This is a genomic window from Enterobacter cloacae complex sp. 677-3DZ2D5B (genome assembly GCF_004136695.1).
GTDB classification, from domain to species: domain Bacteria; phylum Pseudomonadota; class Gammaproteobacteria; order Enterobacterales; family Enterobacteriaceae; genus Enterobacter; species Enterobacter hormaechei_C.
Window position 1 is genome coordinate 1 of record NZ_QFLS01000014.1, and the last position, 12304, is coordinate 12304.

The window sequence follows — 12304 nt, forward strand, 5'->3', positions numbered from 1 at the left end:
GGGCGTTGTTGCTAAAGTTCTGGGCTAATTAATTATCCCTGAAATAAAAAGGACGCTTCGGCGTCCTTTTTTGTTTTCTACCGTAAAGTCGCTGTCATAAAAATTCGCATTTTTTGTCTTCTCCCGCCACGTATTCCGGCGCCTGTGCTATTGTAATCATAACCATTCTCACTTACACTTTGCGCATATTTTGAACGGGAGTCTTTATGTACGTTTGTTTATGTAATGGTGTAAGCGACAAAAAAATTCGTCAGGCCGTTCGCCAGTTTCAACCACAATCTTTCCAGCAGCTTCGCAAGTTTGTTCCGGTGGGAAATCAATGCGGTAAATGCGTTCGCGCAGCGCGTGAGATCATGCAGGACGAACTGATGCAGATCCCGGAATTCAAAGAGATCGCGTAAGCCTCTATCTTTTTTTTGACATCCCCGTAGCCCGATCTACGCTTCAATGAGTGGAAGCGGAGGGACTATATAATGAAAGGTGATGTTAAAATCATAAGTTATCTCAATAAATTATTGGGAAATGAGCTTGTCGCAATCAATCAGTATTTTCTCCATGCAAGAATGTTCAAAAACTGGGGACTGACTCGCCTCAACGATGTTGAATACCATGAGTCCATTGATGAAATGAAACACGCCGATAAATACATTGAGCGTATTTTATTCCTCGAAGGCATTCCTAACCTACAGGATCTCGGAAAACTGGGCATCGGAGAAGATGTCGAAGAGATGCTGCGTTCTGATCTCCGGCTGGAGCTGGAGGGTGCAAAAGACCTGCGTGAAGCCATTGCCTATGCGGACAGCGTACATGACTACGTCAGCCGCGATATGATGATCCAGATCCTGGCCGATGAAGAAGGACACATCGACTGGCTTGAGACCGAACTGGATCTCATTAGCAAAATTGGCCTACAGAACTACCTTCAGTCTCAGATCAAAGTGGAAAGTTAATCAGGCTTTCCCAGCCAACGCATAAACCCGCTGCCGCCAGAAATGGCCCAAAAGGCAGTGGGTTTTTTAATGCCTGCTTATCAGGAGTAAACAACGAGAAAGCAACCAGATACAGCAGAGCCATTAACGCGGCTACGAGTGCCAGTACTGGCAGTACGCACCAGCCATGCCATGCCCCCAGCGCCGCCAGATATTTTATGTCGCCATATCCCATACCTTCACGTCGGCAGATGAGCCGATATCCCCAATAGATAACGGCGAATCCGGCGTATCCTGCCAGCGCACCCACCACCGCGCTCGGCAAAAAATCAGGATGGAAGCACAGCTGGTAAAGCAGGCCGGTCCATAGCAGCGGGCAAAGAAATTTATCGGGAAGATGCCCCGAGCGAATATCGGTGCGAACAAGCAAGGCCGATAACGCAAAATAGATCAGCAGAAAGGGGAGGGACAGTAGCATAGCGAGAGCCTCAAAACGGTTTGAGCGCATACTCGTAATAATCTGCATGTCCGGCAATGTGCAAAAACAGCAATTGCGTAGCGGCTTCAGACAAAGAGTTGAGAAGGGATACTTTGCATAAAAAAATGCGAGGCCTTACGCAGAGTACGTCTTTAGCGCTTAATTTCTAAACGGCACTTGCGTCTTCCCCAGATTTACGTATAATGCGCGGGCTTGTCGTAATTGACGGCGGGTTCAATCTGAACCAGAGTAGCTCACTTTGTTACTCAACAATGCTCCCAATTGGGGAGCTACGTAAGAACGGTTACACTCTCCCATCAATCGTAATGGGTTTGAGGAGTAATCATTTTCGTTTATAAAATAATTGGAGCTCTGGTCTCATGCAGAACCAAAGAATCCGTATCCGCCTTAAAGCGTTTGATCATCGTCTGATCGATCAATCAACCGCGGAAATCGTCGAGACTGCTAAGCGCACTGGTGCGCAAGTCCGTGGTCCGATCCCGCTGCCGACCCGCAAAGAGCGCTTTACCGTTCTGATCTCTCCGCACGTTAACAAAGATGCGCGTGATCAGTACGAAATCCGCACTCACAAGCGTCTGGTTGACATCGTTGAGCCAACTGAGAAAACCGTTGATGCTCTGATGCGTCTGGATCTGGCTGCCGGTGTAGACGTGCAGATCAGCCTGGGTTAATCAGGTCATCGAGCGATTGAGAGGTTGAAACAATGATTGGTTTAGTCGGTAAAAAAGTGGGTATGACCCGCATCTTCACTGAAGATGGCGTTTCTATCCCAGTAACCGTAATCGAAGTTGAAGCAAACCGCGTTACTCAGGTTAAAGATCTGGCTAACGATGGCTACCGCGCTATTCAGGTTACCACTGGTGCTAAAAAAGCTAACCGTGTAACCAAACCAGAAGCGGGTCACTTCGCTAAAGCTGGCGTTGAAGCTGGCCGTGGTCTGTGGGAATTCCGTCTTGCTGAAGGCGAAGAGTTCACCGTAGGTCAGGACATTAGCGTTGAGCTGTTTGCTGACGTTAAAAAAGTTGACGTAACCGGTACCTCTAAAGGTAAAGGTTTTGCTGGTACCGTTAAGCGCTGGAACTTCCGTACCCAGGACGCTACTCACGGTAACTCCTTGTCTCACCGCGTTCCGGGTTCTATCGGTCAGAACCAGACTCCGGGCAAAGTGTTCAAAGGCAAGAAAATGGCAGGTCAGCTGGGCAACGAACGTGTAACCGTTCAGAGCCTGGACGTAGTACGTGTTGACGCTGAGCGCAACCTGCTGCTGGTTAAAGGTGCGGTCCCGGGTGCAACCGGTAGCGACCTGATCGTTAAACCAGCTGTGAAGGCGTAAGGGGATAGCAATGGAATTAGTATTGAAAGACGCGCAGAGCGCGCTGACTGTTTCCGAAACTACCTTCGGTCGTGATTTCAACGAAGCGCTGGTTCACCAGGTTGTTGTTGCTTATGCAGCTGGTGCTCGTCAGGGTACTCGTGCTCAGAAGACTCGTGCTGAAGTAACTGGTTCAGGCAAAAAGCCATGGCGCCAGAAAGGTACCGGCCGTGCGCGTTCAGGTTCTATCAAGAGCCCGATCTGGCGTTCAGGTGGCGTGACCTTCGCTGCGCGTCCACAGGACCACAGTCAAAAAGTTAACAAAAAGATGTACCGCGGCGCGCTGAAAAGCATTCTGTCCGAACTGGTACGTCAGGATCGTCTGATCGTTGTCGAGAAGTTCTCTGTTGAAGCGCCTAAAACTAAGCTGCTGGCACAGAAACTGAAAGACATGGCTCTGGAAGATGTGCTGATCATCACCGGTGAGCTGGACGAGAACCTGTTCCTGGCCGCGCGTAACCTGCACAAGGTTGACGTACGCGACGCGACTGGTATCGACCCGGTTAGCCTGATCGCCTTCGACAAAGTCGTAATGACTGCTGATGCTGTTAAGCAAGTTGAGGAGATGCTGGCATGATTCGTGAAGAACGTCTGCTGAAGGTGCTGCGCGCACCGCACGTTTCTGAAAAAGCGTCTACTGCGATGGAAAAAACAAACACCATCGTTCTCAAAGTTGCTAAAGACGCGACCAAAGCAGAGATCAAAGCTGCTGTGCAGAAACTGTTTGAAGTCGAAGTCGAAGTCGTTAACACCCTGGTAGTTAAAGGGAAAGTTAAACGTCACGGACAGCGTATCGGTCGTCGTAGCGACTGGAAAAAAGCTTACGTCACCCTGAAAGAAGGCCAGAACCTGGACTTCGTTGGCGGCGCTGAGTAAGTCGGAGGAGTAATACAATGGCAGTTGTTAAATGTAAACCGACATCTCCGGGTCGTCGCCACGTAGTTAAAGTGGTTAACCCTGAGCTGCACAAGGGCAAACCTTTTGCTCCGTTGCTGGAAAAAAACAGCAAATCCGGTGGTCGTAACAACAATGGCCGTATCACCACTCGTCACATCGGTGGTGGCCACAAGCAGGCTTATCGTATTGTTGACTTCAAACGCAACAAAGACGGTATCCCAGCAGTTGTTGAACGTCTTGAGTACGATCCGAACCGTTCCGCGAACATCGCGCTGGTTCTGTACAAAGACGGCGAACGCCGTTACATCCTGGCCCCTAAAGGCCTGAAAGCTGGCGACCAGATTCAGTCTGGCGTTGATGCTGCAATCAAAGCAGGCAACACCCTGCCGATGCGCAATATCCCGGTTGGTTCTACCGTTCATAACGTAGAAATGAAACCAGGTAAAGGCGGTCAGCTGGCGCGTTCCGCGGGTACTTACGTTCAGATCGTTGCGCGTGATGGTGCTTATGTCACCCTGCGTCTGCGTTCTGGTGAAATGCGTAAAGTCGAAGCAGACTGCCGCGCTACTCTGGGCGAAGTTGGCAATGCTGAGCATATGCTGCGCGTTCTGGGTAAAGCAGGTGCTGCACGCTGGCGTGGTGTTCGTCCTACCGTTCGCGGTACTGCGATGAACCCAGTCGACCACCCACATGGTGGTGGTGAAGGTCGTAACTTTGGTAAGCACCCGGTATCTCCGTGGGGCGTTCAGACCAAAGGTAAGAAGACCCGCAGCAACAAGCGTACTGATAAATTTATCGTACGTCGCCGTAGCAAATAATTTTAGAGGATAAGCCATGCCACGTTCTCTCAAGAAAGGTCCTTTTATTGACCTGCACTTGCTGAAGAAGGTAGAGAAAGCGGTGGAAAGCGGAGACAAGAAGCCCCTGCGCACTTGGTCCCGTCGTTCAACGATCTTTCCTAACATGATCGGTTTGACCATCGCTGTCCATAATGGTCGTCAGCACGTTCCAGTCTTTGTTACCGACGAAATGGTTGGTCACAAACTGGGTGAATTCGCACCGACTCGTACTTATCGCGGCCACGCTGCTGATAAAAAAGCGAAGAAGAAATAAGGTAGGAGGAAGAGATGGAAACTTTAGCTCAACATCGCCATGCTCGTTCTTCTGCACAGAAGGTTCGCCTTGTTGCTGACCTGATTCGCGGTAAGAAAGTGTCGCAGGCCCTGGACATCCTGACCTATACCAACAAGAAAGCTGCGGTATTGGTCAAGAAAGTACTGGAATCTGCCATTGCTAACGCTGAACACAACGATGGCGCTGACATCGACGATCTGAAAGTCGCGAAAATTTTCGTAGATGAAGGCCCAAGCATGAAGCGCATTATGCCGCGTGCGAAAGGTCGTGCAGATCGCATCCTGAAGCGCACCAGCCACATTACTGTGGTTGTGTCCGATCGCTGAGACTCTGGAGACTAGCAATGGGTCAGAAAGTACATCCTAATGGTATTCGCCTGGGTATTGTAAAACCATGGAACTCTACCTGGTTTGCGAACACCAAAGAATTCGCTGACAACCTGGACAGCGATTTTAAAGTACGTCAGTACCTGACTAAGGAACTGGCTAAAGCGTCTGTATCTCGTATCGTTATCGAGCGTCCAGCGAAGAGCATCCGTGTGACTATTCACACTGCTCGTCCTGGCATCGTTATCGGTAAGAAAGGCGAAGACGTAGAAAAACTGCGCAAGGTCGTAGCGGATATCGCTGGCGTTCCTGCACAGATCAATATCGCTGAAGTTCGTAAGCCTGAACTGGACGCTAAATTGGTTGCTGACAGCATCACTTCTCAGCTGGAACGTCGTGTTATGTTCCGTCGTGCTATGAAGCGTGCTGTACAGAACGCAATGCGTCTGGGCGCTAAAGGTATCAAAGTTGAAGTTAGCGGCCGTCTGGGCGGCGCGGAAATCGCACGTACCGAATGGTACCGCGAAGGTCGCGTACCGCTGCACACTCTGCGTGCTGACATCGACTACAACACCTCTGAAGCGCACACCACTTACGGTGTAATCGGCGTTAAGGTATGGATCTTCAAAGGTGAGATCCTGGGTGGTATGGCTGCTGTTGAACAACCGGAAAAACCGGCTGCTCAACCTAAAAAGCAGCAGCGTAAAGGCCGTAAATAAGGAGCGTCGCTGATGTTACAACCAAAGCGTACAAAATTCCGTAAAGTGCACAAAGGCCGCAACCGTGGTCTGGCGCAGGGTACGGATGTTAGCTTCGGCACTTTCGGTCTGAAAGCTGTTGGCCGTGGTCGTCTGACTGCACGTCAGATCGAAGCAGCACGTCGTGCAATGACCCGTGCAGTTAAGCGTCAAGGTAAGATCTGGATCCGTGTATTCCCGGACAAACCGATCACCGAGAAGCCACTGGAAGTTCGTATGGGTAAAGGTAAAGGTAACGTGGAGTACTGGGTTGCCTTGATCCAACCGGGCAAAGTCCTTTATGAAATGGACGGTGTTCCGGAAGAGCTGGCCCGTGAAGCCTTCGGCCTGGCAGCAGCGAAACTGCCTATCAAAACCACCTTTGTAACTAAGACGGTGATGTAATGAAAGCAAAAGAGCTGCGTGAAAAAAGCGTTGAAGAGCTGAACGCTGAGCTGCTGAACCTGCTGCGTGAGCAGTTCAACCTGCGTATGCAGGCTGCAAGTGGCCAGCTGCAACAGACTCACCTGCTGAAGCAAGTGCGTCGCAATGTTGCGCGCGTTAAGACTTTACTGACTCAGAAGGCGGGTGCGTAATGACCGATAAAATCCGTACTCTGCAAGGTCGTGTTGTTAGCGATAAAATGGAGAAATCCATTGTTGTAGCTATCGAACGTTTTGTGAAACACCCGATCTACGGTAAATTCATCAAGCGTACGACCAAACTGCACGTACATGACGAGAACAACGAATGTGGTATCGGCGACAAGGTTGAAATCCGTGAATGCCGTCCACTGTCCAAGACTAAGTCCTGGACGCTGGTTCGCGTTGTAGAGAAAGCGGTTCTGTAATAGAGTACGCATTCTCAATACGAATAAACGGCTCAGCGATGAGCCGTTTATTTTTTCTACCCATATTGCAGAAGCGGTGTTATAATGCCGCGCCCTCGATATGGGGCTTTTTAACGGCTCTGATTTTAGAGTCTCAGGTAGTAGTTGACATTAGCGGAGCACTAAAATGATCCAAGAACAGACTATGCTGAACGTCGCCGACAACTCCGGTGCACGTCGCGTAATGTGTATCAAGGTTCTGGGTGGCTCGCACCGTCGCTACGCAGGCGTAGGCGACATCATCAAGATCACCATCAAGGAAGCAATTCCACGTGGTAAGGTCAAAAAAGGTGATGTGCTGAAGGCGGTAGTGGTGCGCACCAAGAAGGGTGTTCGTCGCCCTGACGGTTCTGTCATTCGCTTCGATGGTAATGCATGCGTTATTTTAAACAATAACAGCGAGCAGCCTATCGGCACGCGTATCTTTGGGCCGGTAACTCGTGAACTTCGTACTGAGAAGTTCATGAAAATTATCTCTCTGGCACCAGAAGTACTCTAAGGAGCGAATCATGGCAGCGAAAATCCGTCGTGATGACGAAGTTATCGTGTTAACCGGTAAAGATAAAGGTAAACGCGGTAAAGTAAAAAATGTTCTGTCTTCCGGCAAACTCGTCGTTGAAGGTATCAACCTGGTTAAGAAACATCAGAAGCCGGTTCCGGCCCTGAACCAACCAGGCGGCATCGTTGAAAAAGAAGCTGCTATTCAGGTTTCTAACGTTGCAATCTTCAATGCGGCTACCGGTAAGGCTGACCGTGTAGGCTTTAGATTCGAAGACGGTAAAAAAGTCCGTTTCTTCAAGTCTAACAGCGAAACTATCAAGTAATTTGGAGTAGTACGATGGCGAAACTGCATGATTACTACAAAGACGAAGTAGTTAACAAACTCATGACTGAGTTTAACTACAATTCTGTCATGCAAGTCCCTCGGGTCGAGAAGATCACCCTGAACATGGGTGTTGGTGAAGCGATCGCTGACAAGAAACTGCTGGATAACGCAGCAGCTGATCTGACAGCAATCTCCGGTCAAAAACCGCTGATCACCAAAGCACGCAAATCTGTTGCAGGCTTCAAAATCCGTCAGGGCTATCCGATCGGCTGTAAAGTAACTCTGCGTGGCGAACGCATGTGGGAGTTCCTTGAGCGCCTGATCACTATTGCTGTTCCACGTATCCGTGACTTCCGTGGCTTGTCCGCTAAGTCTTTCGACGGTCGTGGTAACTACAGCATGGGTGTCCGTGAGCAGATCATCTTCCCAGAAATCGACTACGATAAAGTCGACCGCGTGCGTGGTTTGGATATTACCATTACCACTACTGCGAAATCTGATGAAGAAGGCCGTGCTCTGCTGGCTGCCTTTGACTTCCCGTTCCGCAAGTAAGGTAGGGTTACTGAATGGCTAAGCAATCAATGAAAGCACGCGAAGTAAAGCGCGTAGCTTTAGCTGATAAATTCTTCGCTAAACGCGCTGAACTGAAAGCGATCATTTCTGATGTGAACGCTTCCGACGAAGATCGTTGGAATGCGGTTCTCAAGCTGCAGTCTCTGCCGCGTGATTCCAGCCCGTCTCGTCAGCGTAACCGCTGTCGTCAAACAGGTCGTCCACATGGTTATGTGGGCAAGTTTGGGTTGAGCCGTATCAAACTGCGTGAAGCCGCCATGCGCGGTGAAGTACCAGGCTTGAAAAAGGCTAGCTGGTAATTACCAATTGAATCACGGGAGTAAAGACAGATGAGCATGCAAGATCCGATCGCGGATATGCTGACCCGTATCCGTAACGGTCAGGCCGCGAACAAAGTTGCGGTCACCATGCCTTCCGCCAAGCTGAAAGTGGCAATTGCCAACGTGCTGAAGGAAGAAGGTTTTATCGAAGATTTTAAAGTTGAAGGCGACACCAAGCCGGAACTGGAACTTACTCTCAAGTATTTCCAGGGTAAAGCTGTTGTAGAAAGCATTCAGCGTGTCAGCCGCCCAGGCCTGCGCATCTATAAGAAAAAAGATGAGCTGCCAAAAGTAATGGCTGGTCTTGGTATCGCAGTTGTTTCTACCTCTAAAGGTGTTATGACTGATCGTGCAGCGCGCCAGGCTGGTCTTGGTGGCGAAATTATCTGCTACGTAGCCTAATCGGAGGAAAGAATGTCTCGTGTTGCTAAAGCACCGGTCGTTATTCCTGCCGGCGTTGATGTAAAAATCGACGGTCAGGTTATTACGATCAAAGGTAAAAACGGCGAGCTGACTCGTACCCTCAACAAAGCTGTTGAAGTTAAACATGCAGATAACGCTCTGACCTTCGGTCCACGTGATGGTTTCGTGGATGGATGGGCTCAGGCTGGTACCGCGCGTGCCCTGCTGAACTCAATGGTTGTTGGTGTTACCGAAGGCTTCACTAAAAAGCTTCAGCTGGTTGGTGTAGGTTATCGTGCAGCTATCAAAGGGAATGCAGTAGGCCTGTCTCTGGGCTTCTCACACCCTGTTGAGCATCCGCTGCCGGCCGGTATCACTGCAGAATGCCCGACTCAGACTGAAATCGTGCTGAAAGGCGCTGATAAACAGCTGATCGGTCAGGTTGCAGCAGATCTGCGCGCCTACCGTCGTCCTGAGCCTTATAAAGGCAAGGGTGTTCGTTACGCCGACGAAGTCGTGCGTACCAAAGAGGCTAAGAAGAAGTAAGGTAACACTATGGATAAGAAATCTGCTCGTATCCGTCGTGCGACCCGCGCACGCCGCAAGCTCAAAGAGCTGGGTGCAACTCGCCTGGTGGTACATCGTACCCCGCGTCATATTTACGCACAGGTAATTGCACCGAACGGTTCTGAAGTTCTGGTAGCTGCTTCTACTGTAGAAAAAGCTATCTCAGAACAATTGAAGTATACCGGTAACAAAGACGCCGCAGCAGCTGTAGGTAAAGCTGTCGCTGAACGCGCTCTGGAAAAAGGCATCAGCAATGTTTCCTTTGACCGTTCCGGGTTCCAATATCATGGTCGTGTCCAGGCACTGGCAGATGCTGCCCGTGAAGCTGGCCTTCAGTTCTAAGGTAGAGGTGTAAGATGGCTCACATCGAAAAACAGGCTGGCGAACTGCAGGAAAAGCTGATCGCGGTAAACCGCGTATCTAAAACCGTTAAAGGTGGTCGTATTTTCTCCTTCACAGCTCTGACTGTAGTGGGTGATGGCAACGGTCGCGTTGGTTTTGGTTACGGTAAAGCGCGTGAAGTTCCAGCAGCGATCCAGAAAGCGATGGAAAAAGCCCGTCGCAATATGATTAACGTCGCGCTGAACAACGGTACCCTGCAACACCCAGTTAAAGGTGTTCACACGGGTTCTCGTGTATTCATGCAGCCAGCTTCCGAAGGTACCGGTATCATCGCCGGTGGTGCAATGCGCGCCGTTCTGGAAGTTGCTGGAGTTCATAACGTTCTGGCTAAAGCATATGGTTCCACCAACCCGATCAACGTGGTTCGTGCAACTATTGATGGCCTGGAAAATATGAATTCTCCAGAAATGGTCGCTGCCAAGCGTGGTAAATCCGTTGAAGAAATTCTGGGGTAATTGACCATGGCAAAGACTATTAAAATCACTCAAACCCGCAGTGCAATCGGTCGTCTGCCGAAACACAAGGCAACGCTGCTTGGCCTGGGTCTGCGTCGTATTGGTCATACCGTTGAGCGCGAGGATACTCCTGCTGTTCGTGGTATGGTCAACGCGGTTTACTTCATGGTTAAAGTTGAGGAGTAAGAGATGCGTTTAAATACTCTGTCTCCGGCCGAAGGCTCTAAAAAGGCGGGTAAACGCCTGGGTCGTGGTATCGGTTCTGGCCTCGGCAAAACCGGTGGTCGTGGTCACAAAGGTCAGAACTCTCGTTCTGGCGGTGGCGTACGTCGCGGTTTCGAGGGTGGCCAGATGCCACTATACCGTCGTCTGCCGAAGTTCGGCTTCACCTCTCGCAAAGCAGCGATCACAGCGGAAATCCGTCTGTCTGACCTGGCGAAAGTTGAAGGCGGCGTTGTAGACCTGAACACGCTGAAAGCGGCTAACATTATCGGTATCCAGATCGAGTTCGCGAAAGTGATCCTGGCTGGTGAAGTTTCTACTCCGGTAACTGTTCGTGGCCTGCGTGTTACTAAAGGTGCTCGTGCTGCTATCGAAGCTGCTGGCGGTAAAATTGAGGAATAAGTAGCAGATGGCTAAGCAACCGGGATTAGATTTTCAAAGTGCCAAAGGTGGATTTGGCGAGCTGAAACGCAGACTGCTGTTTGTAATCGGCGCGCTGATTGTGTTCCGTATTGGCTCTTTTATTCCGATCCCTGGTATTGATGCCGCTGTACTTGCCAAACTGCTTGAGCAACAGCGAGGCACCATCATTGAAATGTTCAACATGTTCTCTGGTGGTGCTCTCAGCCGTGCTTCTATTTTCGCACTGGGTATTATGCCGTACATTTCGGCATCAATTATTATCCAGCTGCTGACGGTCGTTCATCCGGCCCTGGCAGAGTTGAAGAAAGAAGGGGAGTCTGGACGTCGTAAGATTAGCCAGTACACCCGTTACGGCACTCTGGTGCTGGCAATATTCCAGTCGATCGGTATTGCTACCGGTCTTCCGAATATGCCTGGTATGCAGGGCCTGGTATTAAACCCAGGCTTTGCATTCTATTTCACCGCTGTTGTAAGTCTGGTCACAGGGACCATGTTCCTGATGTGGCTCGGCGAACAGATTACTGAACGAGGTATCGGTAACGGTATCTCAATCATTATCTTCGCCGGTATCGTTGCGGGTCTCCCGCCGGCCATCGCCCATACTATCGAGCAAGCGCGTCAAGGCGACCTGCACTTCCTCCTGTTGCTGTTGGTTGCAGTATTAGTATTTGCAGTGACGTTCTTTGTTGTCTTCGTTGAACGTGGTCAACGCCGCATTGTGGTGAACTACGCTAAACGTCAGCAGGGTCGTCGTGTCTATGCTGCACAGAGCACACATTTACCGCTGAAAGTGAATATGGCGGGGGTTATCCCGGCTATCTTCGCTTCCAGTATTATTCTGTTCCCGGCAACCATCGCGTCATGGTTCGGGGGCGGTACTGGTTGGAACTGGCTGACAACAATTTCGCTGTATTTGCAGCCTGGGCAACCACTTTATGTGTTACTCTATGCGTCTGCGATCATCTTCTTCTGTTTCTTCTACACGGCGTTGGTCTTCAACCCGCGTGAAACAGCAGATAACCTGAAGAAGTCCGGTGCATTTGTACCAGGAATTCGTCCGGGAGAGCAAACGGCGAAGTATATCGATAAAGTAATGACTCGCCTGACTTTGGTTGGTGCGCTTTATATTACTTTTATCTGCCTGATCCCGGAGTTCATGCGTGATGCAATGAAAGTACCGTTCTACTTCGGTGGGACCTCACTGCTTATCGTTGTTGTCGTGATTATGGACTTTATGGCTCAAGTGCAAACTCTGATGATGTCCAGTCAGTATGAGTCTGCATTGAAGAAGGCGAACCTGAAAGGCTACGGCCGCTAACTGGTCGCCTGAG

25 protein-coding genes are annotated in these 12304 nt (G+C 50.1%); 24 read left to right on the plus strand and 1 reads right to left on the minus strand.

The genetic code is table 11. The annotated features are described in order from the left end of the window. The first annotated feature begins 206 nt into the window (after nucleotides 1-206). Both bfd and bfr read left to right on the plus strand, forming a co-directional pair. Nucleotides 207-401: a bacterioferritin-associated ferredoxin gene (bfd, locus tag DD597_RS19685; protein WP_003863268.1), complete on the plus strand. Its 195-nt coding sequence runs from the start codon at nucleotides 207-209 to the stop codon at nucleotides 399-401. A 72-nt stretch (nucleotides 402-473) separates the two neighbouring features. Further along, nucleotides 474-950, plus strand: coding sequence for a bacterioferritin (gene bfr / locus DD597_RS19690; RefSeq protein WP_003863270.1), 477 nt, complete (start codon nucleotides 474-476; stop codon nucleotides 948-950). On the opposite strand, the gene DD597_RS19695 is transcribed toward bfr, so the two are convergent. Then, nucleotides 934-1407 (minus strand): A24 family peptidase, encoded by a 474-nt coding sequence (locus tag DD597_RS19695; RefSeq protein WP_129256528.1) that lies wholly within the window; start codon nucleotides 1405-1407, stop codon nucleotides 934-936. The two genes, bfr and DD597_RS19695, sit on opposite strands and share 17 nt — an antisense overlap. 380 nt (nucleotides 1408-1787) lie before the next feature. Between DD597_RS19695 and rpsJ the strand changes: the two genes are divergently transcribed. From rpsJ to secY, 22 genes are all read left to right on the plus strand, one after another. Continuing rightward, complete coding sequence (gene rpsJ, locus DD597_RS19700; protein ID WP_001181005.1) at nucleotides 1788-2099, plus strand: 30S ribosomal protein S10; 312 nt, start codon at nucleotides 1788-1790, stop codon at nucleotides 2097-2099. Between the two features lie 32 nt (nucleotides 2100-2131). Beyond that, nucleotides 2132-2761, plus strand: a complete 630-nt coding sequence (rplC, locus tag DD597_RS19705) for a 50S ribosomal protein L3 (protein WP_003863274.1) — start codon at nucleotides 2132-2134, stop codon at nucleotides 2759-2761. A 10-nt stretch (nucleotides 2762-2771) separates the two neighbouring features. Beyond that, nucleotides 2772-3377 carry a 50S ribosomal protein L4 gene (gene rplD / locus DD597_RS19710; protein WP_000424395.1) on the plus strand — a complete coding sequence of 202 codons (606 nt, stop codon included), beginning with the start codon at nucleotides 2772-2774 and terminating at the stop codon, nucleotides 3375-3377. Beyond that, nucleotides 3374-3676 (plus strand): 50S ribosomal protein L23, encoded by a 303-nt coding sequence (gene rplW, locus DD597_RS19715; protein ID WP_000617546.1) that lies wholly within the window; start codon nucleotides 3374-3376, stop codon nucleotides 3674-3676. Before rplD ends, rplW begins: the two co-directional genes overlap by 4 nt. Before the next feature lie 17 nt (nucleotides 3677-3693). Continuing rightward, nucleotides 3694-4515 carry a 50S ribosomal protein L2 gene (gene rplB, locus DD597_RS19720; protein WP_008457150.1) on the plus strand — a complete coding sequence of 274 codons (822 nt, stop codon included), beginning with the start codon at nucleotides 3694-3696 and terminating at the stop codon, nucleotides 4513-4515. A gap of 16 nt (nucleotides 4516-4531) precedes the next feature. Continuing rightward, nucleotides 4532-4810 carry a 30S ribosomal protein S19 gene (gene rpsS / locus DD597_RS19725; protein ID WP_001138117.1) on the plus strand — a complete coding sequence of 93 codons (279 nt, stop codon included), beginning with the start codon at nucleotides 4532-4534 and terminating at the stop codon, nucleotides 4808-4810. Nucleotides 4811-4824: 14 nt separating this feature from the next. Beyond that, on the plus strand, nucleotides 4825-5157 hold the full coding sequence (rplV, locus tag DD597_RS19730) for a 50S ribosomal protein L22 (protein ID WP_002919773.1): 333 nt from the start codon (nucleotides 4825-4827) through the stop codon (nucleotides 5155-5157). A 17-nt stretch (nucleotides 5158-5174) separates the two neighbouring features. Continuing rightward, nucleotides 5175-5876, plus strand: a complete 702-nt coding sequence (gene rpsC / locus DD597_RS19735) for a 30S ribosomal protein S3 (protein ID WP_000529945.1) — start codon at nucleotides 5175-5177, stop codon at nucleotides 5874-5876. 12 nt (nucleotides 5877-5888) lie between these two features. After that, nucleotides 5889-6299, plus strand: coding sequence for a 50S ribosomal protein L16 (gene rplP, locus DD597_RS19740; RefSeq protein WP_002919759.1), 411 nt, complete (start codon nucleotides 5889-5891; stop codon nucleotides 6297-6299). After that, nucleotides 6299-6490: a 50S ribosomal protein L29 gene (gene rpmC, locus DD597_RS19745; RefSeq protein WP_003863282.1), complete on the plus strand. Its 192-nt coding sequence runs from the start codon at nucleotides 6299-6301 to the stop codon at nucleotides 6488-6490. The genes rplP and rpmC overlap by 1 nt, the downstream gene beginning before the upstream one ends. After that, nucleotides 6490-6744 carry a 30S ribosomal protein S17 gene (gene rpsQ / locus DD597_RS19750; protein ID WP_002438707.1) on the plus strand — a complete coding sequence of 85 codons (255 nt, stop codon included), beginning with the start codon at nucleotides 6490-6492 and terminating at the stop codon, nucleotides 6742-6744. The genes rpmC and rpsQ overlap by 1 nt, the downstream gene beginning before the upstream one ends. Before the next feature lie 166 nt (nucleotides 6745-6910). Next, nucleotides 6911-7282 carry a 50S ribosomal protein L14 gene (rplN, locus tag DD597_RS19755; protein WP_002919748.1) on the plus strand — a complete coding sequence of 124 codons (372 nt, stop codon included), beginning with the start codon at nucleotides 6911-6913 and terminating at the stop codon, nucleotides 7280-7282. 10 nt (nucleotides 7283-7292) lie between these two features. Further along, nucleotides 7293-7607 (plus strand): 50S ribosomal protein L24, encoded by a 315-nt coding sequence (gene rplX / locus DD597_RS19760; protein ID WP_003863287.1) that lies wholly within the window; start codon nucleotides 7293-7295, stop codon nucleotides 7605-7607. Between the two features lie 14 nt (nucleotides 7608-7621). After that, nucleotides 7622-8161, plus strand: a complete 540-nt coding sequence (rplE, locus tag DD597_RS19765; protein WP_003863290.1) for a 50S ribosomal protein L5 — start codon at nucleotides 7622-7624, stop codon at nucleotides 8159-8161. Nucleotides 8162-8175: 14 nt separating this feature from the next. Next, nucleotides 8176-8481 carry a 30S ribosomal protein S14 gene (gene rpsN, locus DD597_RS19770; RefSeq protein ID WP_003863291.1) on the plus strand — a complete coding sequence of 102 codons (306 nt, stop codon included), beginning with the start codon at nucleotides 8176-8178 and terminating at the stop codon, nucleotides 8479-8481. Nucleotides 8482-8511: 30 nt separating this feature from the next. After that, on the plus strand, nucleotides 8512-8904 hold the full coding sequence (rpsH, locus tag DD597_RS19775; RefSeq protein WP_006178918.1) for a 30S ribosomal protein S8: 393 nt from the start codon (nucleotides 8512-8514) through the stop codon (nucleotides 8902-8904). Between the two features lie 12 nt (nucleotides 8905-8916). After that, the gene (gene rplF, locus DD597_RS19780) at nucleotides 8917-9450 is read left to right on the plus strand and encodes a 50S ribosomal protein L6 (RefSeq protein ID WP_003863296.1); all 534 of its coding nucleotides are present in this window, start codon (nucleotides 8917-8919) and stop codon (nucleotides 9448-9450) included. A 9-nt stretch (nucleotides 9451-9459) separates the two neighbouring features. After that, on the plus strand, nucleotides 9460-9813 hold the full coding sequence (rplR, locus tag DD597_RS19785) for a 50S ribosomal protein L18 (RefSeq protein WP_003863297.1): 354 nt from the start codon (nucleotides 9460-9462) through the stop codon (nucleotides 9811-9813). A 14-nt stretch (nucleotides 9814-9827) separates the two neighbouring features. Next, nucleotides 9828-10328 carry a 30S ribosomal protein S5 gene (gene rpsE, locus DD597_RS19790; RefSeq protein ID WP_003863299.1) on the plus strand — a complete coding sequence of 167 codons (501 nt, stop codon included), beginning with the start codon at nucleotides 9828-9830 and terminating at the stop codon, nucleotides 10326-10328. 6 nt (nucleotides 10329-10334) lie between these two features. Beyond that, entirely contained in the window at nucleotides 10335-10514 is a 180-nt protein-coding gene (gene rpmD, locus DD597_RS19795) for a 50S ribosomal protein L30 (RefSeq protein ID WP_003863301.1), read from the plus strand. 3 nt (nucleotides 10515-10517) lie between these two features. Beyond that, nucleotides 10518-10952, plus strand: a complete 435-nt coding sequence (gene rplO, locus DD597_RS19800) for a 50S ribosomal protein L15 (protein ID WP_003863304.1) — start codon at nucleotides 10518-10520, stop codon at nucleotides 10950-10952. A 7-nt stretch (nucleotides 10953-10959) separates the two neighbouring features. Continuing rightward, complete coding sequence (secY, locus tag DD597_RS19805; RefSeq protein WP_003863305.1) at nucleotides 10960-12291, plus strand: preprotein translocase subunit SecY; 1332 nt, start codon at nucleotides 10960-10962, stop codon at nucleotides 12289-12291. Nucleotides 12292-12304 lie beyond the last annotated feature (13 nt).

Coding starts and splice junctions, on each gene's coding strand:
- rplX (WP_003863287.1), top strand. CDS start 7,293: ATGGCAGCGAAAATCCGTCGTGATGACGAAGTTATCGTGTTAACCGGT.
- rpsJ (WP_001181005.1), top strand. CDS start 1,788: ATGCAGAACCAAAGAATCCGTATCCGCCTTAAAGCGTTTGATCATCGT.
- DD597_RS19695 (WP_129256528.1), bottom strand. CDS start 1,407: ATGCTACTGTCCCTCCCCTTTCTGCTGATCTATTTTGCGTTATCGGCC.
- rpsN (WP_003863291.1), top strand. CDS start 8,176: ATGGCTAAGCAATCAATGAAAGCACGCGAAGTAAAGCGCGTAGCTTTA.
- rplC (WP_003863274.1), top strand. CDS start 2,132: ATGATTGGTTTAGTCGGTAAAAAAGTGGGTATGACCCGCATCTTCACT.
- rplN (WP_002919748.1), top strand. CDS start 6,911: ATGATCCAAGAACAGACTATGCTGAACGTCGCCGACAACTCCGGTGCA.
- rplB (WP_008457150.1), top strand. CDS start 3,694: ATGGCAGTTGTTAAATGTAAACCGACATCTCCGGGTCGTCGCCACGTA.
- rplF (WP_003863296.1), top strand. CDS start 8,917: ATGTCTCGTGTTGCTAAAGCACCGGTCGTTATTCCTGCCGGCGTTGAT.
- rpsE (WP_003863299.1), top strand. CDS start 9,828: ATGGCTCACATCGAAAAACAGGCTGGCGAACTGCAGGAAAAGCTGATC.
- rplO (WP_003863304.1), top strand. CDS start 10,518: ATGCGTTTAAATACTCTGTCTCCGGCCGAAGGCTCTAAAAAGGCGGGT.
- rplP (WP_002919759.1), top strand. CDS start 5,889: ATGTTACAACCAAAGCGTACAAAATTCCGTAAAGTGCACAAAGGCCGC.
- rplW (WP_000617546.1), top strand. CDS start 3,374: ATGATTCGTGAAGAACGTCTGCTGAAGGTGCTGCGCGCACCGCACGTT.
- rplV (WP_002919773.1), top strand. CDS start 4,825: ATGGAAACTTTAGCTCAACATCGCCATGCTCGTTCTTCTGCACAGAAG.
- secY (WP_003863305.1), top strand. CDS start 10,960: ATGGCTAAGCAACCGGGATTAGATTTTCAAAGTGCCAAAGGTGGATTT.
- rplR (WP_003863297.1), top strand. CDS start 9,460: ATGGATAAGAAATCTGCTCGTATCCGTCGTGCGACCCGCGCACGCCGC.
- rpsH (WP_006178918.1), top strand. CDS start 8,512: ATGAGCATGCAAGATCCGATCGCGGATATGCTGACCCGTATCCGTAAC.
- bfd (WP_003863268.1), top strand. CDS start 207: ATGTACGTTTGTTTATGTAATGGTGTAAGCGACAAAAAAATTCGTCAG.
- rpsQ (WP_002438707.1), top strand. CDS start 6,490: ATGACCGATAAAATCCGTACTCTGCAAGGTCGTGTTGTTAGCGATAAA.
- rpsC (WP_000529945.1), top strand. CDS start 5,175: ATGGGTCAGAAAGTACATCCTAATGGTATTCGCCTGGGTATTGTAAAA.
- rplD (WP_000424395.1), top strand. CDS start 2,772: ATGGAATTAGTATTGAAAGACGCGCAGAGCGCGCTGACTGTTTCCGAA.
- rpmC (WP_003863282.1), top strand. CDS start 6,299: ATGAAAGCAAAAGAGCTGCGTGAAAAAAGCGTTGAAGAGCTGAACGCT.
- bfr (WP_003863270.1), top strand. CDS start 474: ATGAAAGGTGATGTTAAAATCATAAGTTATCTCAATAAATTATTGGGA.
- rplE (WP_003863290.1), top strand. CDS start 7,622: ATGGCGAAACTGCATGATTACTACAAAGACGAAGTAGTTAACAAACTC.
- rpmD (WP_003863301.1), top strand. CDS start 10,335: ATGGCAAAGACTATTAAAATCACTCAAACCCGCAGTGCAATCGGTCGT.
- rpsS (WP_001138117.1), top strand. CDS start 4,532: ATGCCACGTTCTCTCAAGAAAGGTCCTTTTATTGACCTGCACTTGCTG.